The 18031-nt window shown below is 64.7% G+C and carries 14 protein-coding genes; 8 read left to right on the top strand and 6 right to left on the bottom strand.

Annotated elements, in window-relative coordinates; translation table 11 throughout:
- Positions 1-31: 31 nt before the first annotated feature.
- Positions 32-571 carry an META domain-containing protein gene (locus J3485_RS13735; RefSeq protein WP_206953214.1) on the bottom strand — a complete coding sequence of 180 codons (540 nt, stop codon included), beginning with the start codon at positions 569-571 and terminating at the stop codon, positions 32-34.
- 172 nt (positions 572-743) lie between these two features.
- On the opposite strand from J3485_RS13735, the gene purT reads away from it, so the two are divergent.
- Both purT and J3485_RS13725 read left to right on the top strand, forming a co-directional pair.
- Positions 744-1964, top strand: a complete 1221-nt coding sequence (purT, locus tag J3485_RS13730) for a formate-dependent phosphoribosylglycinamide formyltransferase (protein WP_206953212.1) — start codon at positions 744-746, stop codon at positions 1962-1964.
- 323 nt (positions 1965-2287) lie between these two features.
- Positions 2288-3727 carry a DEAD/DEAH box helicase gene (locus J3485_RS13725; protein WP_206953205.1) on the top strand — a complete coding sequence of 480 codons (1440 nt, stop codon included), beginning with the start codon at positions 2288-2290 and terminating at the stop codon, positions 3725-3727.
- Positions 3728-3845: 118 nt separating this feature from the next.
- On the opposite strand, the gene J3485_RS13720 is transcribed toward J3485_RS13725, so the two are convergent.
- Together J3485_RS13720 and J3485_RS13715 are read right to left on the bottom strand one after the other, a co-directional pair.
- Positions 3846-4373 (bottom strand): hypothetical protein, encoded by a 528-nt coding sequence (locus J3485_RS13720; RefSeq protein ID WP_206953196.1) that lies wholly within the window; start codon positions 4371-4373, stop codon positions 3846-3848.
- Positions 4374-4832: 459 nt separating this feature from the next.
- Positions 4833-5414, bottom strand: a complete 582-nt coding sequence (locus tag J3485_RS13715) for an Lrp/AsnC family transcriptional regulator (RefSeq protein ID WP_206953193.1) — start codon at positions 5412-5414, stop codon at positions 4833-4835.
- A gap of 192 nt (positions 5415-5606) precedes the next feature.
- On the opposite strand from J3485_RS13715, the gene J3485_RS13710 reads away from it, so the two are divergent.
- Positions 5607-6623 (top strand): 1-aminocyclopropane-1-carboxylate deaminase, encoded by a 1017-nt coding sequence (locus J3485_RS13710; RefSeq protein ID WP_206953191.1) that lies wholly within the window; start codon positions 5607-5609, stop codon positions 6621-6623.
- 96 nt (positions 6624-6719) lie between these two features.
- On the opposite strand, the gene gluQRS is transcribed toward J3485_RS13710, so the two are convergent.
- Both gluQRS and J3485_RS13700 read right to left on the bottom strand, forming a co-directional pair.
- The gene (gluQRS, locus tag J3485_RS13705) at positions 6720-7739 is read right to left on the bottom strand and encodes a tRNA glutamyl-Q(34) synthetase GluQRS (RefSeq protein ID WP_242538567.1); all 1020 of its coding nucleotides are present in this window, start codon (positions 7737-7739) and stop codon (positions 6720-6722) included.
- On the bottom strand, positions 7703-8566 hold the full coding sequence (locus J3485_RS13700) for a sulfurtransferase (protein WP_206953187.1): 864 nt from the start codon (positions 8564-8566) through the stop codon (positions 7703-7705). The genes gluQRS and J3485_RS13700 overlap by 37 nt, the downstream gene beginning before the upstream one ends.
- A gap of 341 nt (positions 8567-8907) precedes the next feature.
- On the opposite strand from J3485_RS13700, the gene dnaE reads away from it, so the two are divergent.
- From dnaE to J3485_RS13675, 5 genes are all read left to right on the top strand, one after another.
- A complete protein-coding gene (gene dnaE / locus J3485_RS13695; RefSeq protein WP_206955808.1) occupies positions 8908-12480 on the top strand; it encodes a DNA polymerase III subunit alpha in 3573 nt (1190 codons plus the stop codon).
- Positions 12481-12551: 71 nt separating this feature from the next.
- Entirely contained in the window at positions 12552-13547 is a 996-nt protein-coding gene (locus J3485_RS13690) for a glycosyltransferase family 2 protein (RefSeq protein ID WP_206953185.1), read from the top strand.
- On the top strand, positions 13544-13942 hold the full coding sequence (locus J3485_RS13685) for a GtrA family protein (RefSeq protein ID WP_206953183.1): 399 nt from the start codon (positions 13544-13546) through the stop codon (positions 13940-13942). The genes J3485_RS13690 and J3485_RS13685 overlap by 4 nt, the downstream gene beginning before the upstream one ends.
- A gap of 94 nt (positions 13943-14036) precedes the next feature.
- Positions 14037-15458 (top strand): ArnT family glycosyltransferase, encoded by a 1422-nt coding sequence (locus tag J3485_RS13680; RefSeq protein WP_206953181.1) that lies wholly within the window; start codon positions 14037-14039, stop codon positions 15456-15458.
- A gap of 39 nt (positions 15459-15497) precedes the next feature.
- Positions 15498-16703 (top strand): glycosyltransferase family 9 protein, encoded by a 1206-nt coding sequence (locus J3485_RS13675; RefSeq protein WP_206953179.1) that lies wholly within the window; start codon positions 15498-15500, stop codon positions 16701-16703.
- An 18-nt stretch (positions 16704-16721) separates the two neighbouring features.
- Here the strand turns inward: J3485_RS13675 and J3485_RS13670 are convergent, their stop codons facing one another.
- Entirely contained in the window at positions 16722-18014 is a 1293-nt protein-coding gene (locus tag J3485_RS13670; protein WP_242538565.1) for an O-antigen ligase family protein, read from the bottom strand.
- Positions 18015-18031 lie beyond the last annotated feature (17 nt).

The following is an 18031-nucleotide window of genomic DNA, read 5'->3' as shown; positions in this document are numbered from 1 at the left end:
GAACGTTCCAGAGGGGCGAGCGCCATGTCGATCACCGGTTTTCGCGCGTGAAGGTCAGCGTGATGCCGGTCGTTGCGATGATACGCATCTGCTGCTGCGGCCGCATTTGCACGAGTGTCGAGCCGACGTGAGCGAGCGCGTCGAGATACGCTTGCTCGAGACGATCGGCGTTGGCGCCGCACGTTTTGCGCGTCGTCGCGAGCGGGCCGAGCCCCAACGCGCCGCTGCGCAGCGCATACGGCCCGGAAAACCGATTGCAGCCCGCAAAGCCGCTCGCCCGTCGCTCGCCCGAGGCGGTATCGAGCGTCAGCGTGGGCGCTGCCGCTTGGTTGGCGGGAACGTCGAGCGCCGCATGTCCGTCGCTCGTTTGCGCGCTTTGCAGTATCCAACTCGTGTCGTCGAGCAATTGAACGGCGGCCGGATTGAGCGGATTGCTGGACCCGGCGGCGGAATCGGGATGCGTCGGCATCGTGCAGCCCGCGATCGCGAGCACGGCTGCGAGCGCGCCGGCGCACGACGGCAAGCGTCGGCGCGCGGCGCCTCGCGCGGGCGCAATGAATGGATTCGACATGACCCCGAACCTTCTTGTAGAACTGACGAAGGCGTAAGGGTAACGCACTCCCGATGTACCGCGCGAGCGAGGCGCGCATGGCGGGTATGCCGACCGATCGGCGAACGTCGGAACGCCTCCGATGCGCGTGTTAACATCGCCGTCTTTCCTTCATTCGCATACGGGATTTGCCATGCAGATCGGACAACGGATCGGCACGCCGCTCTCGCCTTCGGCCACGCGCGTCATGCTGCTCGGCGCGGGCGAACTCGGCAAGGAAGTCATCATCGCGCTGCAGCGGCTCGGCGTCGAAGTCATCGCGGTCGACCGTTATCCGAACGCGCCCGGTCATCAAGTCGCGCACCGCGCCCATACGATCGACATGACCGACGCGCAAGCGATCAAGGCGCTCGTGCAAGCCGAGCGGCCGCATCTGATCGTGCCCGAGATCGAGGCGATCGCCACCGATGCGCTCGCCGATATCGAAGCGCAGGGACTTGCCGAGGTCATTCCGACCGCGCGCGCCACCCAGTTGACGATGAATCGCGAGGGCATTCGCCGCCTGGCGGCCGAAACGCTCGGTTTGCCGACCTCGCCCTACGCATTTGCCGATTCGCTCGAATCGTTCAAGGCGGCGATCGCGCGGATCGGCTACCCGTGCGTCGTCAAGCCGGTGATGTCGTCCTCGGGCAAGGGGCAGTCGGTCGTGCGCGGCGAGGCCGACATCGACCGCGCCTGGCAGTATGCGACGGCCGGCGCGCGCGTGAACGTCGGGCGCGTCATCGTCGAAGGGTTCGTCTCGTTCGACTACGAAATCACGTTGTTGACGGTGCGCGCGGTCGATCCGGCGAGCGGCACCGTGCAGACGTCGTTTTGCGAGCCGATCGGCCATTTGCAGGTCGACGGCGATTACGTGCAATCGTGGCAGCCTCAGCCGATGTCGCCCGTCGCGCTTGCGCGCTCCAAGGAGATCGCCGAGCGCGTCACGAGCGCCCTGGGCGGGCGCGGCGTATTCGGCGTCGAGCTGTTCGTGCGCGGCGACGAAGTCTGGTTCTCCGAAGTCAGCCCGCGTCCGCACGATACCGGACTCGTGACGCTGCGCTCGCAGCGCTTGTCCGAGTTCGAGTTGCATGCGCGCGCGATTCTGGGCTTGCCTGTCGACACGTCGTTGCTGGCGCCGGGCGCCTCGGCCGTCGTCTACGGCGGTCTCGAAGAAGCCGGCATCGCTTTCGAAGGCGTGCGCGAGGCGCTGGCCGTACCGTGCGCCGATTTGCGACTCTTCGGCAAGCCCGAGAGCTTCGAGACGCGGCGGATGGGCGTGGCCGTCGCAACGGGCTCGAGTGTCGACGAGGCGCGCGAGCGCGCGCTGGCAGCCGCGGGCGCCGTACGGCCCGTCTCCGCCAACGCTCGCTGAAGCGTCCGGGGCGGCGAGCGGCGCAGCGGCGGCCGAGGCAGGGCGCGCGCCGCGTGACGGGGCGCGATCGGTCGCTTCTTGGGGCGCGCCGGGGCGGGCACGGCTCCTGCAACCTCGCGGTGCTACAATACCGGCCTTTCCGGCGGTATGTCCGCCGGCTGGAGCCGGCCAAGCGCGAAGCATGGCCTAACGGGCGTCCTCTGCGTGAGCGCGCGAGACCTGCCGTGGCTCCTTCTTCACGTCGATCATCGAGCGGCTGTGCGGCCGCCGCCGCGCGCTCGAACGACGCAGCGCCTCGCGGCGCATTTTTAGCGAACGCCACAATGTCCGATCCCGCTGTCACGCCTATCACGGCGACTTTCGACCAATTCGGTCTCGCTCCCGAGATTCTCCGAGCCGTTGCCGATCAGGGCTATTCCACGCCCACGCCGATCCAGGCCGAGGCGATTCCGGTCGTGCTGGCCGGCCGCGACGTCATGGGCGCCGCGCAAACCGGTACCGGCAAGACGGCGAGCTTTTCGCTGCCGATCATCGCGCGCCTGCTGCCGGCCGCGAGCACGAGCGCTTCGCCGGCACGGCACCCTGTGCGGGCGCTGATTTTGACGCCAACGCGCGAACTGGCCGATCAAGTCGCCGCAAACGTGCAGTCGTATGCGAAGCACACGCCGCTGCGCAGCGCGGTCGTGTTTGGCGGCGTCGACATGAACCCGCAGTCGGCGGAGCTGCGGCGCGGTGTGGAAATCCTGATCGCGACGCCGGGGCGCTTGCTCGATCACGTTCAGCAGAAGACGGCCAATCTGGGGCAGGTGCAGATCCTCGTGCTCGACGAGGCCGACCGCATGCTCGACATGGGTTTCTTGCCCGATTTGCAGCGCATCCTGAATCTGTTGCCGAAGGAGCGGCAGACGCTGCTGTTCTCGGCGACGTTCTCGCCCGAGATCAAGAAGCTGGCGTCGACGTATCTGCGCAATCCGCAAACGATCGAGGTGGCGCGCAGCAACTCGACGGCCACGAACGTGACGCAGCTCGTCTTCGAGGTGGCGGAGGGCGACAAGACGAGCGCCGTCGTGCAGTTGATACGCGAACGCCAATTGAAGCAAGTGATCGTGTTCTGCAACAGCAAGATCGGCGCGAGCCGGCTGGCGCGACAACTCGAGCGCGACGGCGTAGTGGCTTCGGCGATCCACGGCGACAAGACGCAAAACGAACGGATGCAGGCGCTCGACGCGTTCAAACGCGGCGAAATCGAGGCGCTCGTCGCGACCGACGTGGCCGCGCGCGGGCTCGACATCGTGGAGCTACCGGCCGTCATCAATTTCGACTTGCCGTTCAGTGCGGAGGACTACGTGCACCGGATCGGCCGCACGGGGCGTGCGGGCGCGTCGGGCGATGCGTTGTCGCTTTGCAGTCCTAACGAACGCAAGCAGCTTGCCGAGATCGAGAAGCTGATCAAGAAGCCGCTGCAGGTGCAATCGCTTACGGTGGACGCACCCGTGCGCCACGGACGTGAAGAGCATGGCAAGCGCGATCGCGACGAGCGCTCGGGCCGTCGCCGCACGGGTGCGCATGAGCGCACGACGTATCGCGTCAACCACGCGCCGATCGACGAATTCTTCCTGAAGCCGTACGAGCCTTCGCCGTCGGCGCGCAAGGACGAGGATGCGAAAAACGCCGAGGCGCCGCAGGCGAAAGCGCCGAAGCAGCCGCTGGCTGCGCTGCTCGGCGGGTTTGGGATGCCGCGGCGAAATAGTTCGTCGTCCTAACGAATTGCGCTTTTGCTTGGATGGACGCTGATGGGGCTGTCGAGCAGCGATATTCCAAGCGGGCGACGCGCTCTCGGCGTGCCGTCGAATGAACGATGACGAACGCTGTGCAGGCCGATTAGAAGATCGCCGCCAAGCCGCCGAGCACGGCCGTAGCGATGCCGGCTGGGATCTCGATGGGGGCGAGCGCCGCAACCACGGCCACTGCGCCTGCGGCAATGGCGGTGTCCTCCACTAGTGGAAGCACATTGCCGTTGTGGGTGATCGCCGTAAAGGGGTTCTGGTTCGGAAGAAATTTGTCGAGCCCGGACTTGTGATCGCCGGTCTCTCTCGCTTTCGTGCCCTGTGCATCTGCTGCGTCGCGCGCTTCCTTCGCTTTAGCATCCGCCGCGTCACGCGCTTCCTGCCCCTTAGCGTCCGCTGCGTCGCGTGCTTCCTTCCCTTTATTGTCCGCTGTGGTTCTCGCTGCTTCGCCCGGATCGCGTCTGCTAAACGCCATCAACTGTTCGGTCGAGTCGTTCGACGATGCGGCACTCGCGGCCGTAGCGCTCTTAGCTGCCAAGGGCGGGAGCGGTGCTGGGGCGCTCGGTGGCAGCATAAACGATTGCAACGATATCGCTGGACGGCCGACGTCATTGAGGTACACGAGAGGTTTCCTCCTAGGAAGATATGGGGATCGCCGGGTCGATCACGCTTTCGCTGTCGAATGTCGTCGGTCCGGCGGAACGGCGAATGAGTCACGACTTTTCTGGCGTTGCGTCTGATGCGAACCGGCAACGTCTACCCATTTGCTTCGGAGGAGTCTAGGGATAGCTTCCCAGGCCGTCTATCCGCCCGGTTCGTAGTGGAAACGATATTGGTCCTTCGAACGTTTTTTATTGACGTTCGAGCCGATCACCCGCGGGGTCGTACCGAGCGACAGTAACGCGGCATAAACGACCACCTCGGGGCGGGGGCGGGCACTCGGCGTAACGTATGGGCTCCCATGCAGGCGACTGCGCTGATCATCGGTGGCCTCAATCAGTTAGTTATCCTAATTTATTTCGAATACTTGATAGCGAGCGTGTGGGTCCCTCGGCACACTGCTTTGGAGGTTTGCGTTGCTTCATCCGATCGGAAACTGAGTCGTCGACAAAATCTCCTTGAGCACCATGAACGAGCGAACCTGCCGTACGCCCGGCAGATAAAGCAATTGCTCGGCATGTAGCCGATTGAAGCTCTCGCTGTCGCGCGTGCGCACGAGCATGAAGTAATCGAACTCGCCCGTCACGACGTGGCATTCCATACACCCGGACACAGTGCGCGCCGCTTGCTCGAACGCCGCGAAGGCCTCCGGCGTCGATCGATCGAGCACGATGCCGATGACGACGAGCATGCCGGCGCCGACAGCCTTCGGCTCCAGCAGCGCGACGATGCCGCGGATCAAGCCGAGCGTCTTGAGCCGCTCGACGCGCCGCAAGCACGCGGGCGCGCTGAGCTTGATCTTGTCGGCGAGCGCGACGTTCGAGATCGAGGCATCGCGCTGCAGTTGCTTGAGAATCGCGCGATCGATGCGATCGAGTTGAGTGAGCGCACCCGGCTCGGCAGCGGGCGTAGCGGTGCCTGCCGCGGTACGGGACGCTCGGGCCGCTCGGGGAGTGGGGCGCGAGCCGCGAGGCGAAGCACTACGCAATTTAGTTGCGCACATTCGTATGGATACCTATCTTCGTTAAAGGCTATAAATAAATAACGTATTGAAAGTAGGCCAAGAGGAAAGACTTCGCAAGCTCATTTCGTCTTTACTTGCCTATCATTTTCCGGTGTATGACCTGGTGCCGTCCGCGAGTTGGCTTCACCCTGCGAGCTCGTCGACGCGTTCTCGACCTATCCGGAGCCTCACATGAATCTGCAGCGATTTCCCCGTTATCCGTTGACGTTCGGCCCCACCCCGATCCAGCCGCTCAAGCGCTTGAGCGATCATTTGGGCGGCAAGGTGGAGCTGTACGCGAAGCGCGAGGACTGCAACAGCGGCCTCGCATTCGGCGGCAACAAGACCCGCAAGCTCGAATACCTCGTGCCCGAAGCCATCGCGCAGGGCTGCGATACGCTCGTTTCGATCGGTGGCATTCAATCGAACCAGACGCGGCAAGTCGCGGCGGTGGCCGCGCATCTGGGCATGAAGTGCGTGCTCGTCCAGGAGAACTGGGTCAACTACTCCGACGCCGTCTACGACCGCGTTGGCAACATCGAACTGTCGCGCATTCTCGGTGCCGACGTTCGTCTCGTACCGGACGGATTCGACATCGGTATTCGCAAGAGCTGGGAAGAGGCACTCGACAGCGTGCGTGCAGCGGGCGGTAAGCCGTACGCGATTCCCGCGGGCTGCTCGGAGCACCCGCTCGGTGGGCTCGGCTTCGTCGGTTTCGCCGAGGAAGTGCGCGAGCAGGAGGCCGCGCTCGGATTCAAATTCGATTACATCGTGGTCTGCTCGGTCACGGGCAGCACACAAGCGGGGATGATCGTCGGCTTCGCGGCCGACGGGCGCAGCGATCGCGTCGTCGGCATCGATGCGTCGGCCAAGCCCGAGGCCACGCGTGCGCAAATCACCCGAATCGCCGAGCACACGGGCGAACTCGTCGGCCTCGGGCGTCCGATTCGTTCGGACGACGTCGTGCTCGATATGCGCTACGGCGGTCCCGAATACGGATTGCCGAACGAGGGCACGCTCGAGGCGATTCGGATGTGCGCGCGACTCGAAGGGATGCTGACCGATCCCGTCTACGAGGGTAAGTCGATGCACGGCATGATCGACAAAGTGCGTCGCGGCGAATTCCCGCCGGGCTCGCGCGTGCTGTATGCGCACTTGGGCGGCGCCCCCGCGTTGAACGCCTACAGTTTTATCTTCCGCGAAGGCTGAGCGCGGGCCGGTCCAAAGCGGTGATCGGCGCAAGCGAGGCAGCCGCCGGTACGCATTCGTTGCGCGTGCCGGCGGTTGTCTCGATCGTGTTCGACTTCAGCCGCGCGTGTGCGAATCGGTATCGACGAATCGTCTCGTCCACGCCGCGACGGCATCGGCGTAAAACGCGTCGAGCGATCGATAGGGCCGCGCAGCATGCTCGCTGCCCGCGGCGGCGCGATGCGCGTCGCACGCGAGTGCGAGGCCCAAGTGTCTAGCGGCAGCAACGAGCGCAGGCAACGGATCGTCGGCGTCGAGTTCGCGTGCGCCCGTTTGCTTGCTGAGCTTTTCCCCTTGCGCGGTGACGACGACGGGCACGTGCAGATAAGACGGCGTCGGCACGCCGAGGCAGCGTTGCAGATAGATTTGCCGTGCCGTCGAATCGAGCAGATCGGCGCCGCGCACGACGTGCGTGATGTCTTGCTCGGCATCGTCGACGACGACGGCGAGCTGATAGGCCCACTGACCGTCGGCGCGTTTGAGCACGAAATCGCCGACTTCCAGCGCGAGATCTTGGATCTGCCTGCCTTGCCAGCGATCTTCGAACGCGACGACGGCATCGGGCCCTTCGGGCACGCGCACACGCCACGCGCGTGCGGCTTTCCCCTCCAAGCCGTGCCGGCAAGTGCCGGGGTAGGCGAGCGTCGTATGGCGCGCATGGGCATTCGCCAGGGAATCGGCGATTTCCTTACGGGTGCAGGCGCACGGATAGATGAGCCCGGCGTGTTCGAGGTGTTCGAACGCTTGTACGTAGCGGGCCGTGCGCGCGCTTTGCCAGACAGGCGGCTCGTCGCTTTCCATGCCGAAGTGTGCGAGCGTCTGAAGAATCGCGAGATCGGCGCCGGGCACCGTACGAGGACCGTCGATATCTTCGATCCGAACGAGCCAGATGCCGCCGTGCGCGCGGGCATCCAGATAGCTCGCGAGGGCGCCGACGAGCGAGCCGGCGTGAAGTCGGCCCGTCGGCGAGGGGGCGAAGCGGCCGCGGTAGGGCCCGTGAGGCGCCGCCGCGAGCGCCTTGTTCGATGGAGGCGCGCTGGTCACGCCGCGCGTGCCGCGCCCTTGTCCGGATGGCATGCGGGGCATGTCTTGCCGGCCGCGTAGAGCGGGGAGCGTTGTGCCTCGGGCGTCACGATGGCGCGGCAGCCGAAGCATTGAAGCGTCTCGGTCGGCTCGAGCTGCGGATTGAGGGCCGTGCGATAGTCGAACACGAAGCACTCGCCGCGATAATGCGCGCCGCCGACTTCCTCGAAGTATTTGAGGATGCCGCCTTCGAGCTGATAGACGTGGTCGATGCCGACTTCCTTCATATGAATCGCGGCTTTCTCGCAGCGAATGCCTCCCGTGCAGAACGAGACGATGGTCTTGCCCTCGAACGTGTCGCGATTCGTCTCGACGACGCTCGGGAATTCGCTGAACTTGGCGATTCGGTAATCGACGGCATCCTCGAACGTGCCTACGTCGACCTCGAACGCATTGCGCGTATCGAGCATGACGACGGGCCGGCCTTCATCGTCGTGACCGCAGTCGAGCCAGCGCTTGAGCGTGGGGGCGTCGACGGACGGCGCGCGCCCGAGTTCGGGCTGGATTGCGGGCTTCTTCATCGTGATGATCTCGCGCTTGCGCTTGACGAGCATGCGGCGAAACGGCTGCGCGTCCGAGAAGCTCTCTTTGAACGGTAGGTCGGCGAACTTGCCTTCGAAGAGCGGATCGCCGCGCAGATAGTCGACGAATTCGCGTGCGGCCTCGGGCGTGCCGGCGATGAACAGGTTGATGCCTTCGGGCGCGAGCAAGATCGTGCCGCGCAGGCCGAGCGCTTCGCACCGCTGCGCGAGGAGCGGGCGCCAGATGTCGATGGCGTCGATGGTGACGAAGCGGTAGGCGGCGAGATTGACGATGCTCATAGCGGTGGTGCAGAAATGGGAGCCGCGATGGCCGTGGCGACGGCGCGCGAAGCGGTGAAACCGTTATTATCCCGCAAACGGCGAATCGTTTGCCTCAGTGCGCGCCGGGCCGCCCCAAGCGCACTGAGCGCCCCCTCGGGGGGCAGCGAACGCAGTGAGCGGGGGGCTCTCTTCAGTGCGCGCCGGGCCGCCCCAAGCGCACTGAGCGCCCCCTCGGGGGGCAGCGAACGCAGTGAGCGGGGGGCTCTTCAGTGCGCGCCGGGCCGCCCCAAGCGCACTGAGCGGGGGAGCCCCCACCCTAGGCCATTCGACACTCGGTCGGGATCGAGGCCGGATGTACAATACGGCCCATGTCAGATCCCCGCTTCGTCCATCTCCGCGTCCACTCCGAATTCTCGATTGCCGACGGCATCGTGCGCCTCGACGACATCGTCAAGGCCGCCGCCGACGACGGCCAGGGCGCGCTCGCATTGACCGACCTCGCGAACGCGTTCGGTCTCGTCCGGTTCTACAAGGAAGCACGCGCCAACGGCGTGAAGCCGATCGCGGGCTGCGACGTTTGGATCATGAATCCCGACGATCGCGACAAGCCCTCGCGCTTGCTGCTGCTCGTGAAGGACCGGCGCGGCTATCTGAATCTGTGCGAGCTGCTGACGAAGGCGTGGCTCACGAATCAATATCGCGGGCGCGCCGAAGTCGACGCTGCCTGGCTCGATTCGCCGCTCAGCGAGGGCCTGATCGCGCTGTCGGGCGCGCAGCAGGGCGATATCGGCCTTGCGCTCGCAGCCGGTAACGAGCCGTCGGCCAAGCGCCACGCCGAGCGCTGGGCCGCGTGCTTTCCGAACGCGTTTTACGTCGAACTGCAGCGTTTTGGTCAGCCCGGCGGTGAAGCGTACGTGCAGCAGGCGGTGGCGCTTGCCTCGGCCTTGAAGCTGCCGGTCGTGGCAACGCATCCGCTCCAATTCATGTCGGCCGACGACTACACGGCGCATGAAGCGCGCGTGTGCATTTCCGAAGGCGACATCCTCGCGAACCCGCGGCGTCAAAAACGCTTCACGACCGAGCAGCGTTTTTGCACGCAAGCGGAAATGGTCGAGTTGTTTGCCGATATTCCTTCGGCGATTGCCAACACCGTCGAGATCGCCAAGCGGTGCAACCTGACGCTCGAGCTCGGCAAGCCGAAGCTGCCGCTGTTTCCGACGCCCGACGGCATGTCGCTCGACGATTACCTCGTGCAGTTGTCGAAAGAGGGGCTCGAGAAGCGCCTCGTGGAACTCTATCCCGATGAGGCCGAGCGCACGCGCGAGCGCGAGACGTACTATCAGCGGCTCGACTTCGAGTGCGGCACGATCATCAAGATGGGCTTTCCCGGCTACTTCCTGATCGTGGCCGACTTCATCAACTGGGCCAAGAACAACGGCGTGCCCGTGGGGCCTGGCCGCGGTTCGGGCGCGGGCTCGCTCGTCGCCTACGCGCTCGGCATCACCGATCTCGACCCGCTGCGCTACAACCTGCTGTTCGAGCGCTTCCTGAACCCCGAGCGCGTGTCGATGCCCGACTTCGACATCGATTTCTGCCAGGAAGGGCGCGATCGCGTCATTCAATACGTGAAGGGCAAGTACGGGGCCGATGCGGTCTCGCAGATCGCGACGTTCGGCACGATGGCGGCCAAGGCGGCGGTGCGCGATATCGGCCGGGTGCTCGACCTCGGCTACAACTTCACCGACGGCGTGGCGAAGCTGATCCCGTTCAAACCGGGCAAGCACGTGACGATCGCCGACGCGATGAAGGAAGAGCCGCTCTTGCAGGAGCGCAACGACAACGAAGACGAAGTGCGGCAATTGCTCGAACTCGCGCAGCGCGTGGAAGGCTTGACGCGCAACGTCGGCATGCATGCCGGCGGCGTGCTGATCGCGCCGGGCAAGCTGACGGATTTTTGCCCGCTCTACACGCAAGGCGATGACGGCGGCGTCGTGAGCCAGTACGACAAGGACGACGTCGAAGCTGTCGGCCTCGTCAAGTTCGACTTCTTGGGCTTGACGACGCTGACGATCCTCGATTGGGCCGAGCGCTACATCCGCCGGCTCGACCCGTCCAAGGCCGATTGGTCGCTCGCCCAGGTGCCGCTCGACGATCCGGCCTCGTTCTCGATCCTCAAGAAAGCGAATACGGTCGCCGTGTTCCAGCTTGAAAGCCGCGGCATGCAAGGCATGCTCAAGGACGCGCAGCCGGACCGCTTCGAAGACATCATCGCGCTCGTGGCGCTTTACCGTCCCGGTCCGATGGACCTGATCCCGAGCTTCTGCGCGCGTAAGCACGGGCGCGAAATGGTGGAGTTTCCCGATCCGCGCGTCGAGCCCATCCTGAAAGAGACCTACGGCATCATGGTCTATCAGGAGCAGGTGATGCAGATGGCGCAGATCATCGGCGGCTACTCGCTCGGCGGCGCGGATTTGCTGCGCCGCGCGATGGGTAAGAAAAAAGCCGAGGAGATGGCCAAGCATCGCGAGTTGTTCCGCGAGGGCGCTGCGAAAAACGGCCTGACGGCCGAGAAAGCCGACGAGATCTTCGACTTGATGGAGAAGTTCGCGGGTTACGGTTTCAACAAGTCGCACGCGGCCGCCTATGCGCTGCTCGCGTACTACACGGCCTGGCTCAAGGCGCATCATCCCGCGGAATTCATGGCAGCCAACATGAGCTTGGCCATGGACGACACGGACAAGGTCAAGATCCTCTATGAGGACTGCAGGACGAACGGCATGGCCGTGCTGCCGCCCGACGTCAACCGCTCGGCGTATCGCTTCGAGCCGGTTGCGCAGGCCGACGGCAAGCGTTCGCGCACGATTCGCTACGGCCTCGGGGCGGTGAAGGGTAGCGGCCAGAACGCGATCGAGGAGATTCTGCGCGCGCGCGAAGCGGGGCCGTTTTCGGATCTGTTCGACTTTTGCTCGCGCATCGACCGGCGCGTCGTCAACCGCCGCACGGTCGAAGCATTGATACGCGCCGGCGCGTTCGATTCGATCCACGCCAATCGGGCGCAACTGATCGCATCGGTGCCGCTGGCGATGGAAGCGGCCGACCAGGCGAGCGCGAATGCGATGCAGGCGGGCTTGTTCGACATGGGCGATGCGCCGTCGCAAGGGCATGAACTCGTCGACGAGCCGGCGTGGCACGAGAAGCGCAAGCTGCAGGAAGAAAAGACGGCGCTCGGGTTTTATCTGTCGGGGCATTTGTTCGACGCTTACAAGGATGAGGTGCGGCGTTTCGCACGCATGAAGCTCGCCGATCTCAAGGAAGGGCGCGACAAGCTCGTCGCCGGCATCATTGCGTCGCTGCGCACGCAAATGACCCAGCGCGGCAAGATGCTGATCGCGCTCGTCGACGACGGCACCGGTCAATGCGAAGTAACCGTCTTCAACGAGCAATACGAGGCGAACAAGGCGTTGTTCAAGGAAGACGAACTGCTCGTCGTGCAGGGGCAGGCGCGTAACGATGCGTTCACGGGCGGCATTCGCTTCACCGTCGATACGGTGATGGACCTCGAGCGTGCGCGTAGTCGCTACGCGCAGGCCGTGAAGGTGCGGATGAACGGCAATGCCGATGCGGCCGTGCTCAAGCGGGTGCTCGAAGCGCATTGCGCGCCGCGCGAGGAGGCAGCGGCGCCGGTCGCGGCTTCCGCTGCGCCCGCGCGAGGCGGACGCGGGGGGGCGGGCAGAGGCCAGGGCGGCGCCGGCGAAAACGGCCGGCAGCGCGTGTCCGCACCGGCGGGATTGGCCGTTCGGATCGCCTACAGTACCGCGCGCGCGCAGGGCGAGGTCACGCTCGGCGACGCCTGGCGGGTGCGCCCGACGGACGATCTGCTTGCTGCGCTGCGCAGCGAGTTCGACGGAACGTCGGTCGACGTCGTGTATTAGCGCTGGCTTGCCGCTATCCGCGGCTGTCGGGATAATCGTTTCTTTTCAGGCAATTAACGCGATATTCGACCATGGTGGAGCTTACCGGGGGCCTGCGCGCCGATGCCAAGACGCGGCCGGATGGGGCGCTGGACGTGGTGTCGCTCGTCGTGCCGTTCTACAACGAAGCGGACGGCGTAGAGACGTTCTTCCGCGAAGTCACGAGCGTGCTCGAACGCATTCCGGGCATCGATTACGAAATCGTCTGCGTCAACGACGGCAGCACCGATGCGACGCTCGAGCAGTTGCTTGCCGTGTGCGCGGAAAACGCCAGAGTGCGCGTGGTCGATCTGTCGCGCAATTTCGGCAAGGAGGCGGCGCTGACGGCTGGGATCGACGAAGCGGCGGGGGCGGCGGTCATCCCGTTCGACGCGGATCTTCAAGACCCGCCCGAGGCGATCGCGCGGCTCATCGAGCGCTGGCGTGAGGGCTTCGACGTCGTGCTGGCCAAGCGGGCCGAGCGCAGCACGGATACCTACATGAAGCGCGGAACCGCCGCGCTCTTCTATCGCGTGCACAACGCCATCAGCGAGACGGTTATTCCCGAGAACGCCGGTGATTTTCGCTTGATGTCGCGGCAAGTCGTCGATGCGCTCAAGCTGTTGCCCGAGAATCGCCGGTTCATGAAAGGATTGTTCTCGTGGGTCGGCTTTCGTACGGCCCAGATCGAATACGAGCGGCAGCCGCGTGCCGCGGGCGAAACGAAATTTTCGGCGTGGAAGCTCTGGAATTTCGCGCTGGAAGGGCTCACGAGCTTCGGCACGTGGCCGCTGCGCGTGTGGACGTACATCGGCGGCGGCACGGCGCTGTTCGCCATCGTCTATGCAATCTATCTCGCTTTGCGCACCGTGATCCGCGGCGTCGACGTGCCCGGCTATGCCTCGATCATTACGGCTGTCTTGTTCCTCGGCGGCACGCAATTGATCGGCATCGGCGTGATCGGCGAGTACATCGGGCGCATTTACATGGAATCGAAGCGCCGTCCCGTTTATATCGTGCGGCAAGTGTATCGGCGAGACGCTGCGTGAGGGGCCGGCAATTTGCGCGCTTCGTCGCCTACGCTTGTGTCGGCGCCACGGGGACGGCGGTGCAGTACGTCGTGCTGGCCATGCTCGTGTCGACGGCAACGCTCGGCGCGGTGGCGGCCTCCTGTGTGGGGGCGGCGGCCGGTGCGATCGTCAACTACCTGCTCAATTACCGCTTCACGTTTCGTAGCGATAATGCGCATCGCGTCGCGGCGCCTCGATTCTTCGTCGTCGCGGCCGTGAGCATCGCGTTGACGAGCGTGCTGATGACCGTCTTCACCCACACTCTGCGGATGCCCTGGCTCGCCGCGCAATGCGTGACCACCGCGTGCGTACTTGCGTTGACGTACACGATCAATTCGGCGTGGGCATTTCGATCGGCCGAACGCGACGTTTGACGCGCTCGATTGCGGTGCGCTCCGCTGTTCGCGAGCGTGCCGTCACGGAAGATAACAATCGCAGAACCGGCGAAACCGCTTTGGAAAGCAAAAGATGAAACGAGAAGTTCCTGCTCTTTGGCGTTGGCTCGTCGTGGCCGCGGCACTCACGTTTGTGCCGAGCTTGTTCTTTCCGTACATCGGGGAAGAGGGGGGGTACACGATTACGACGCTGGAGATGTGGCATAGCCATTTCTGGCTGAACACGTTCCTGCACGGGCAGCCGTACGGCCGCCCGCCGTTCCTGAACTGGGTCATGATGCCGTTCGCAATGGCCTTCGGTCCCGCGCACGTACTCGTGGCGAGCCGGCTCGTTACAGCCCTTGCAACGCTGGGTACGGCGCTCGTGCTGCATTGGGCCGCGCGCGGCGTCGGCGTGGGTGCCCGTCAAGCATGGCTCGTAGTCCTCGTCTTCCTCGGTTCCGATGCGCTGTTGTATCACGGGTGGCTCGCCTATGCGGATCCGTTGTTCTCGCTGCTCGCGTTCGCTGCGATGGCGTGCGTGATCCTGGCTGCGAGGCAGGATCGCGTGGTCTTATTGTGGGCGGCGGCTGCGTGCGTCTTCGCAGCATTTCTCACCAAAGCGTTGACTGCCTACGTGTTCGTCGGGGTCGCGTGGCTCATCGTCATCGCGCGGCACCCGCATACCCGTGCCACGTTGCTCAAGCCTTCCGCCGTGCTTAGCTACGTCGTTGCGCTCGGCGCACCCCTCGCGTGGTTCCACTTCAATCATAGTGCGGGATTTGCGGGACACGAGGGCGGGTCGATGATGGGGGACATCGTGCAAAAGCTGCTGCCGCCGAGCCTGACAGCTTGGCTCAAGCAACTCGTCGCGTTTCCACTCGAGGCGTTCTGCCGGTTTTTACCGATTTCGGCCCTCGCTGCCTACGCCGTCTTGCGCGGGCGATCGTCCGGCGTATCGTCAGGACGTTCATGGGAATCGACGTTGGGCTGGATCGCGCTTGTCAATTTCCTGCCCTACTGGTTCGCACCGCAGAGCAGCATTCGATACATCCTGCCGTTGTATCCGTTGATCGCCTTTTACCTCGCTAGCTGTTTGACTCGTTGCGATGCCCGCATGGAGCGGGTGGCCGGGTATGCCGTAGCGGCCGTGATCGCGCTCAAGTGTATTGGGCTGATCGTCTTTCCGATCTATCAAGCGAAGTATCGCGGCGACGCGCGGGCGGTGGCGAAGGAACTCGTATCGCTGGCGGTCAACGATCCTGTCTATACCGACGATTCCACCTCGGCGGAATTGTGCATCGTTGGCAATATGGACGGATTGAGATGGCCTGCTGCGCCCGTCACGATGCTGCCGAGCGCCGGGGTCACCGAAGGTTGGATCCTCTCGCGCGACTCGAACAAACCGCAAACGCGCGTCGTCAAGCAAATCCAACTCGGCAAAGAGCACTTCGTGTTCCTCTGCGTCGGCCGCACGTGCGCCACGGCAAGGGGGGCGGGCGCTCCCAAGGATTGAAGTAGACTGTCGTCCTACAACCGCTTCCCCGTTCGATTCGTGACCGCGCGATTTTTCTCCTCCCGCCCGCCCCGCAGCATTCTCGTCGTTTGCACGCGGCGCATCGGCGACGTGTTGCTGACAACGCCACTCGTTCGTTCGCTCAAGTTGCGTTGGCCGGACACGCCGATCGACATGCTCGTGTTTCGCGGCACGGAGGGCGTGCTCGAACACAACCCCGACGTGCGCCGCGTCATCGTTGTCGCGCAGCGCGCAAAACCGCGCGAGCGGTTGGCGGATGCGGCGCGCATTTGGCGCCGATACGATCTGGCATGCGCGGCCACGAGTGCCGATCGGCCGCGTTTCTATAGCTGGTTTGCCGGCAAGAAGCGGGTTGGGCTCGTCGATCCCGATCGCGTCACGCTGCTCAATCGTTTCATCCTCGACGGCATCGCACTGAGCCATCACGACTCGGTTCATACCGTCGAAAGCAGCCTCGAAGTCGCGCGAGTACTGGGCATCGAACCGATCGCCGAAGTCGTGCCCCCCGGCATCGGCGACGACCCGACGCGCCGCGCAGCATTCGATGCGCGCTTCGATGCGCCGCCGGCCGTGTCTCCGGGGCAGCCGCTGGCCGTGCTGCATCCCGCGCCGATGTTCGTCTACAAACGTTGGCACATCGGGGGCTGGGCCGAACTCATTCGCTGGCTGCGGGCGCGTGGATTCGCCGTCGTATTGACCGGTGGTCCAGCCGCGTCGGAGCGCGAGTATGCGCAGCAGGTTATTGCTGCCGGCGGCGAACCCGTGCTGAACCTCGTCGGTCAGCTTACGCTTGGAGAGAGCGCGGAGGTGTTTCGGCGAGCGAAGATCTACATTGGGCCAGATACCAGTGCCACGCATATCGCGGCCGCTACCGGCACACCGACGGTGGCACTTTTCGGTCCGACCCAAACGGTTCGTTGGGGCCCTTGGCCGAAGGGCTGGCGAGCCGGCACGGATCTTTGGTCGCTCGTGGGTTCCGGGCGCCGCGGCAACGTGTACCTCGTGCAAGGCGAAGCCCCGTGCGTGCCCTGCCACAAGGAGGGGTGCGAGCGGCATTTGGAAAGTCGGAGCGAATGCCTCGTGACGCTCCCCGCTAGTCGGGTGATCGGCGCCGCCGCCGAGATGCTTGGATTGGAGGCGCCGCATGCTTCGCGCGGCGTCGCCGTGGGCGATGACGTTGCGATCGTCGATACGTCGGCGCTCGAGCACCGCCCTCGCGCTTAGGGCGGCGGCCCAGGCCGCTTACGCGCGCGCCGGAGCGAGACGCGCGGTTTCGCGTGCGCTGCCGCGATAGCCGCAGCCGAGCAGGATGCCGCTCAGCAGCACGAACACGTGGCCTTCGGTGAAGTCGATCAACAGTGAGTTGGCGAGGCTTCCGATGGCGAACGTGGCCAGCCAGGCGAGGAGAAACTGGCGCGAGCGCGGTTCTAGCCGCATCCCATAGCGGCCGACCTGAACGAGCAGATTGACGAACAGCAGCACGCCGGGCACGCCCAATTGAACGGCCATCAGCAGATATTCGTCGTGCGGGTTCATCGTCATCGTGCCTTCCGCGCCTGTTTCGCCCTTCGTCATTTGGGCGAACTCGGCACCGAGGCCTCCCACGCCATAGCCCGTCAACGGCTGCGCGCGCACGAGCTCCAGGCTCTTGCGATACCACTCCAGACGCAGCCCCGTCGAGGTCGCCGCATCGCTGTGGCGATAGGCTTGCACTTCACTCGCGACTTCTCCGATACGGCTGCCGTGTACGGTGCATGCGACGACGACGAGTGCGACAGCCGCCGCCAGCAGCGCGAGGCCGCACAGTATCGGGCGCAGCAGCGATCCGCCGCGCATTTGCCAAATGAAACGGGCGGCGATGACGAGCGCGAACAACACGGCGATGGCTTGCCCCGTGCGGCCTTGCAGCATGATGAGCACGTTGGCCAGCGAGAGCAACGCAATCGCCGCGAACACGATGCGCGCGCGATTCGTCCGAGCGGCGAGCGCGAAATCGGCGGCTTGGTAGAACAACAGCGCGCCGAGCATGCCGGCGGCGATGCGATTCTTGAACACCCACGCCCGCGTGCTGGGGTCGGCCGCCACATGCGCGGGCCCGAGCGACGTGAGGCCCAGGTAGTTCGTCGTCGACAGCACGAGCACCACGCACAACGTGATGAACAGGCCCCAACGCGCGATGCGATCCCAGTTCGAATCGTCGAAGGCAATGACGGCGAACGGCAACAGCAGCAGCTTGTAGTACTTGCCGACCCAAGACCACGCCTCGTGTGTGCCCGCACTGCTGTAGGCGACGCTTGCGGTCAGCGCGGCGAGCAGCAGCAAGGCGGACCATACCGCGCCGTGGCGCAGCATCGTCGGCAGCTTGCGCCAGAATTCGGGGGCGCTCAGCAGGGCTAGGGCGAACAGGCCGCAGGCGATGTTCGTGAGCGCGGTCGATAGCGGCACGAAACAGAGGGCCGCGATCGCGAACGTTCGGGCGGCCGTCAGCCGGTGCGATGGATTGGGCGCGATCGGCGCCGTCGAAACGTATTGCAAGTCTGAACTCCGTTGAT

The organism is Trinickia acidisoli (genome assembly GCF_017315725.1).
Classification (GTDB): Bacteria; Pseudomonadota; Gammaproteobacteria; order Burkholderiales; family Burkholderiaceae; genus Trinickia; species Trinickia acidisoli.
Note: the sequence above shows the minus strand (reverse complement) of the source record. Positions and strands in the feature narration are given on the sequence as shown.

What these genes read in the sequence shown, in the direction of transcription:
- J3485_RS13735 (WP_206953214.1), bottom strand. Translation starts at nt 571, where the DNA reads ATGTCGAATCCATTCATTGCGCCCGCGCGAGGCGCCGCGCGCCGACGC.
- purT (WP_206953212.1), top strand. Translation starts at nt 744, where the DNA reads ATGCAGATCGGACAACGGATCGGCACGCCGCTCTCGCCTTCGGCCACG.
- J3485_RS13725 (WP_206953205.1), top strand. Translation starts at nt 2,288, where the DNA reads ATGTCCGATCCCGCTGTCACGCCTATCACGGCGACTTTCGACCAATTC.
- J3485_RS13715 (WP_206953193.1), bottom strand. Translation starts at nt 5,414, where the DNA reads ATGTGCGCAACTAAATTGCGTAGTGCTTCGCCTCGCGGCTCGCGCCCC.
- J3485_RS13710 (WP_206953191.1), top strand. Translation starts at nt 5,607, where the DNA reads ATGAATCTGCAGCGATTTCCCCGTTATCCGTTGACGTTCGGCCCCACC.
- gluQRS (WP_242538567.1), bottom strand. Translation starts at nt 7,739, where the DNA reads ATGCCATCCGGACAAGGGCGCGGCACGCGCGGCGTGACCAGCGCGCCT.
- J3485_RS13700 (WP_206953187.1), bottom strand. Translation starts at nt 8,566, where the DNA reads ATGAGCATCGTCAATCTCGCCGCCTACCGCTTCGTCACCATCGACGCC.
- J3485_RS13690 (WP_206953185.1), top strand. Translation starts at nt 12,552, where the DNA reads ATGGTGGAGCTTACCGGGGGCCTGCGCGCCGATGCCAAGACGCGGCCG.
- J3485_RS13680 (WP_206953181.1), top strand. Translation starts at nt 14,037, where the DNA reads ATGAAACGAGAAGTTCCTGCTCTTTGGCGTTGGCTCGTCGTGGCCGCG.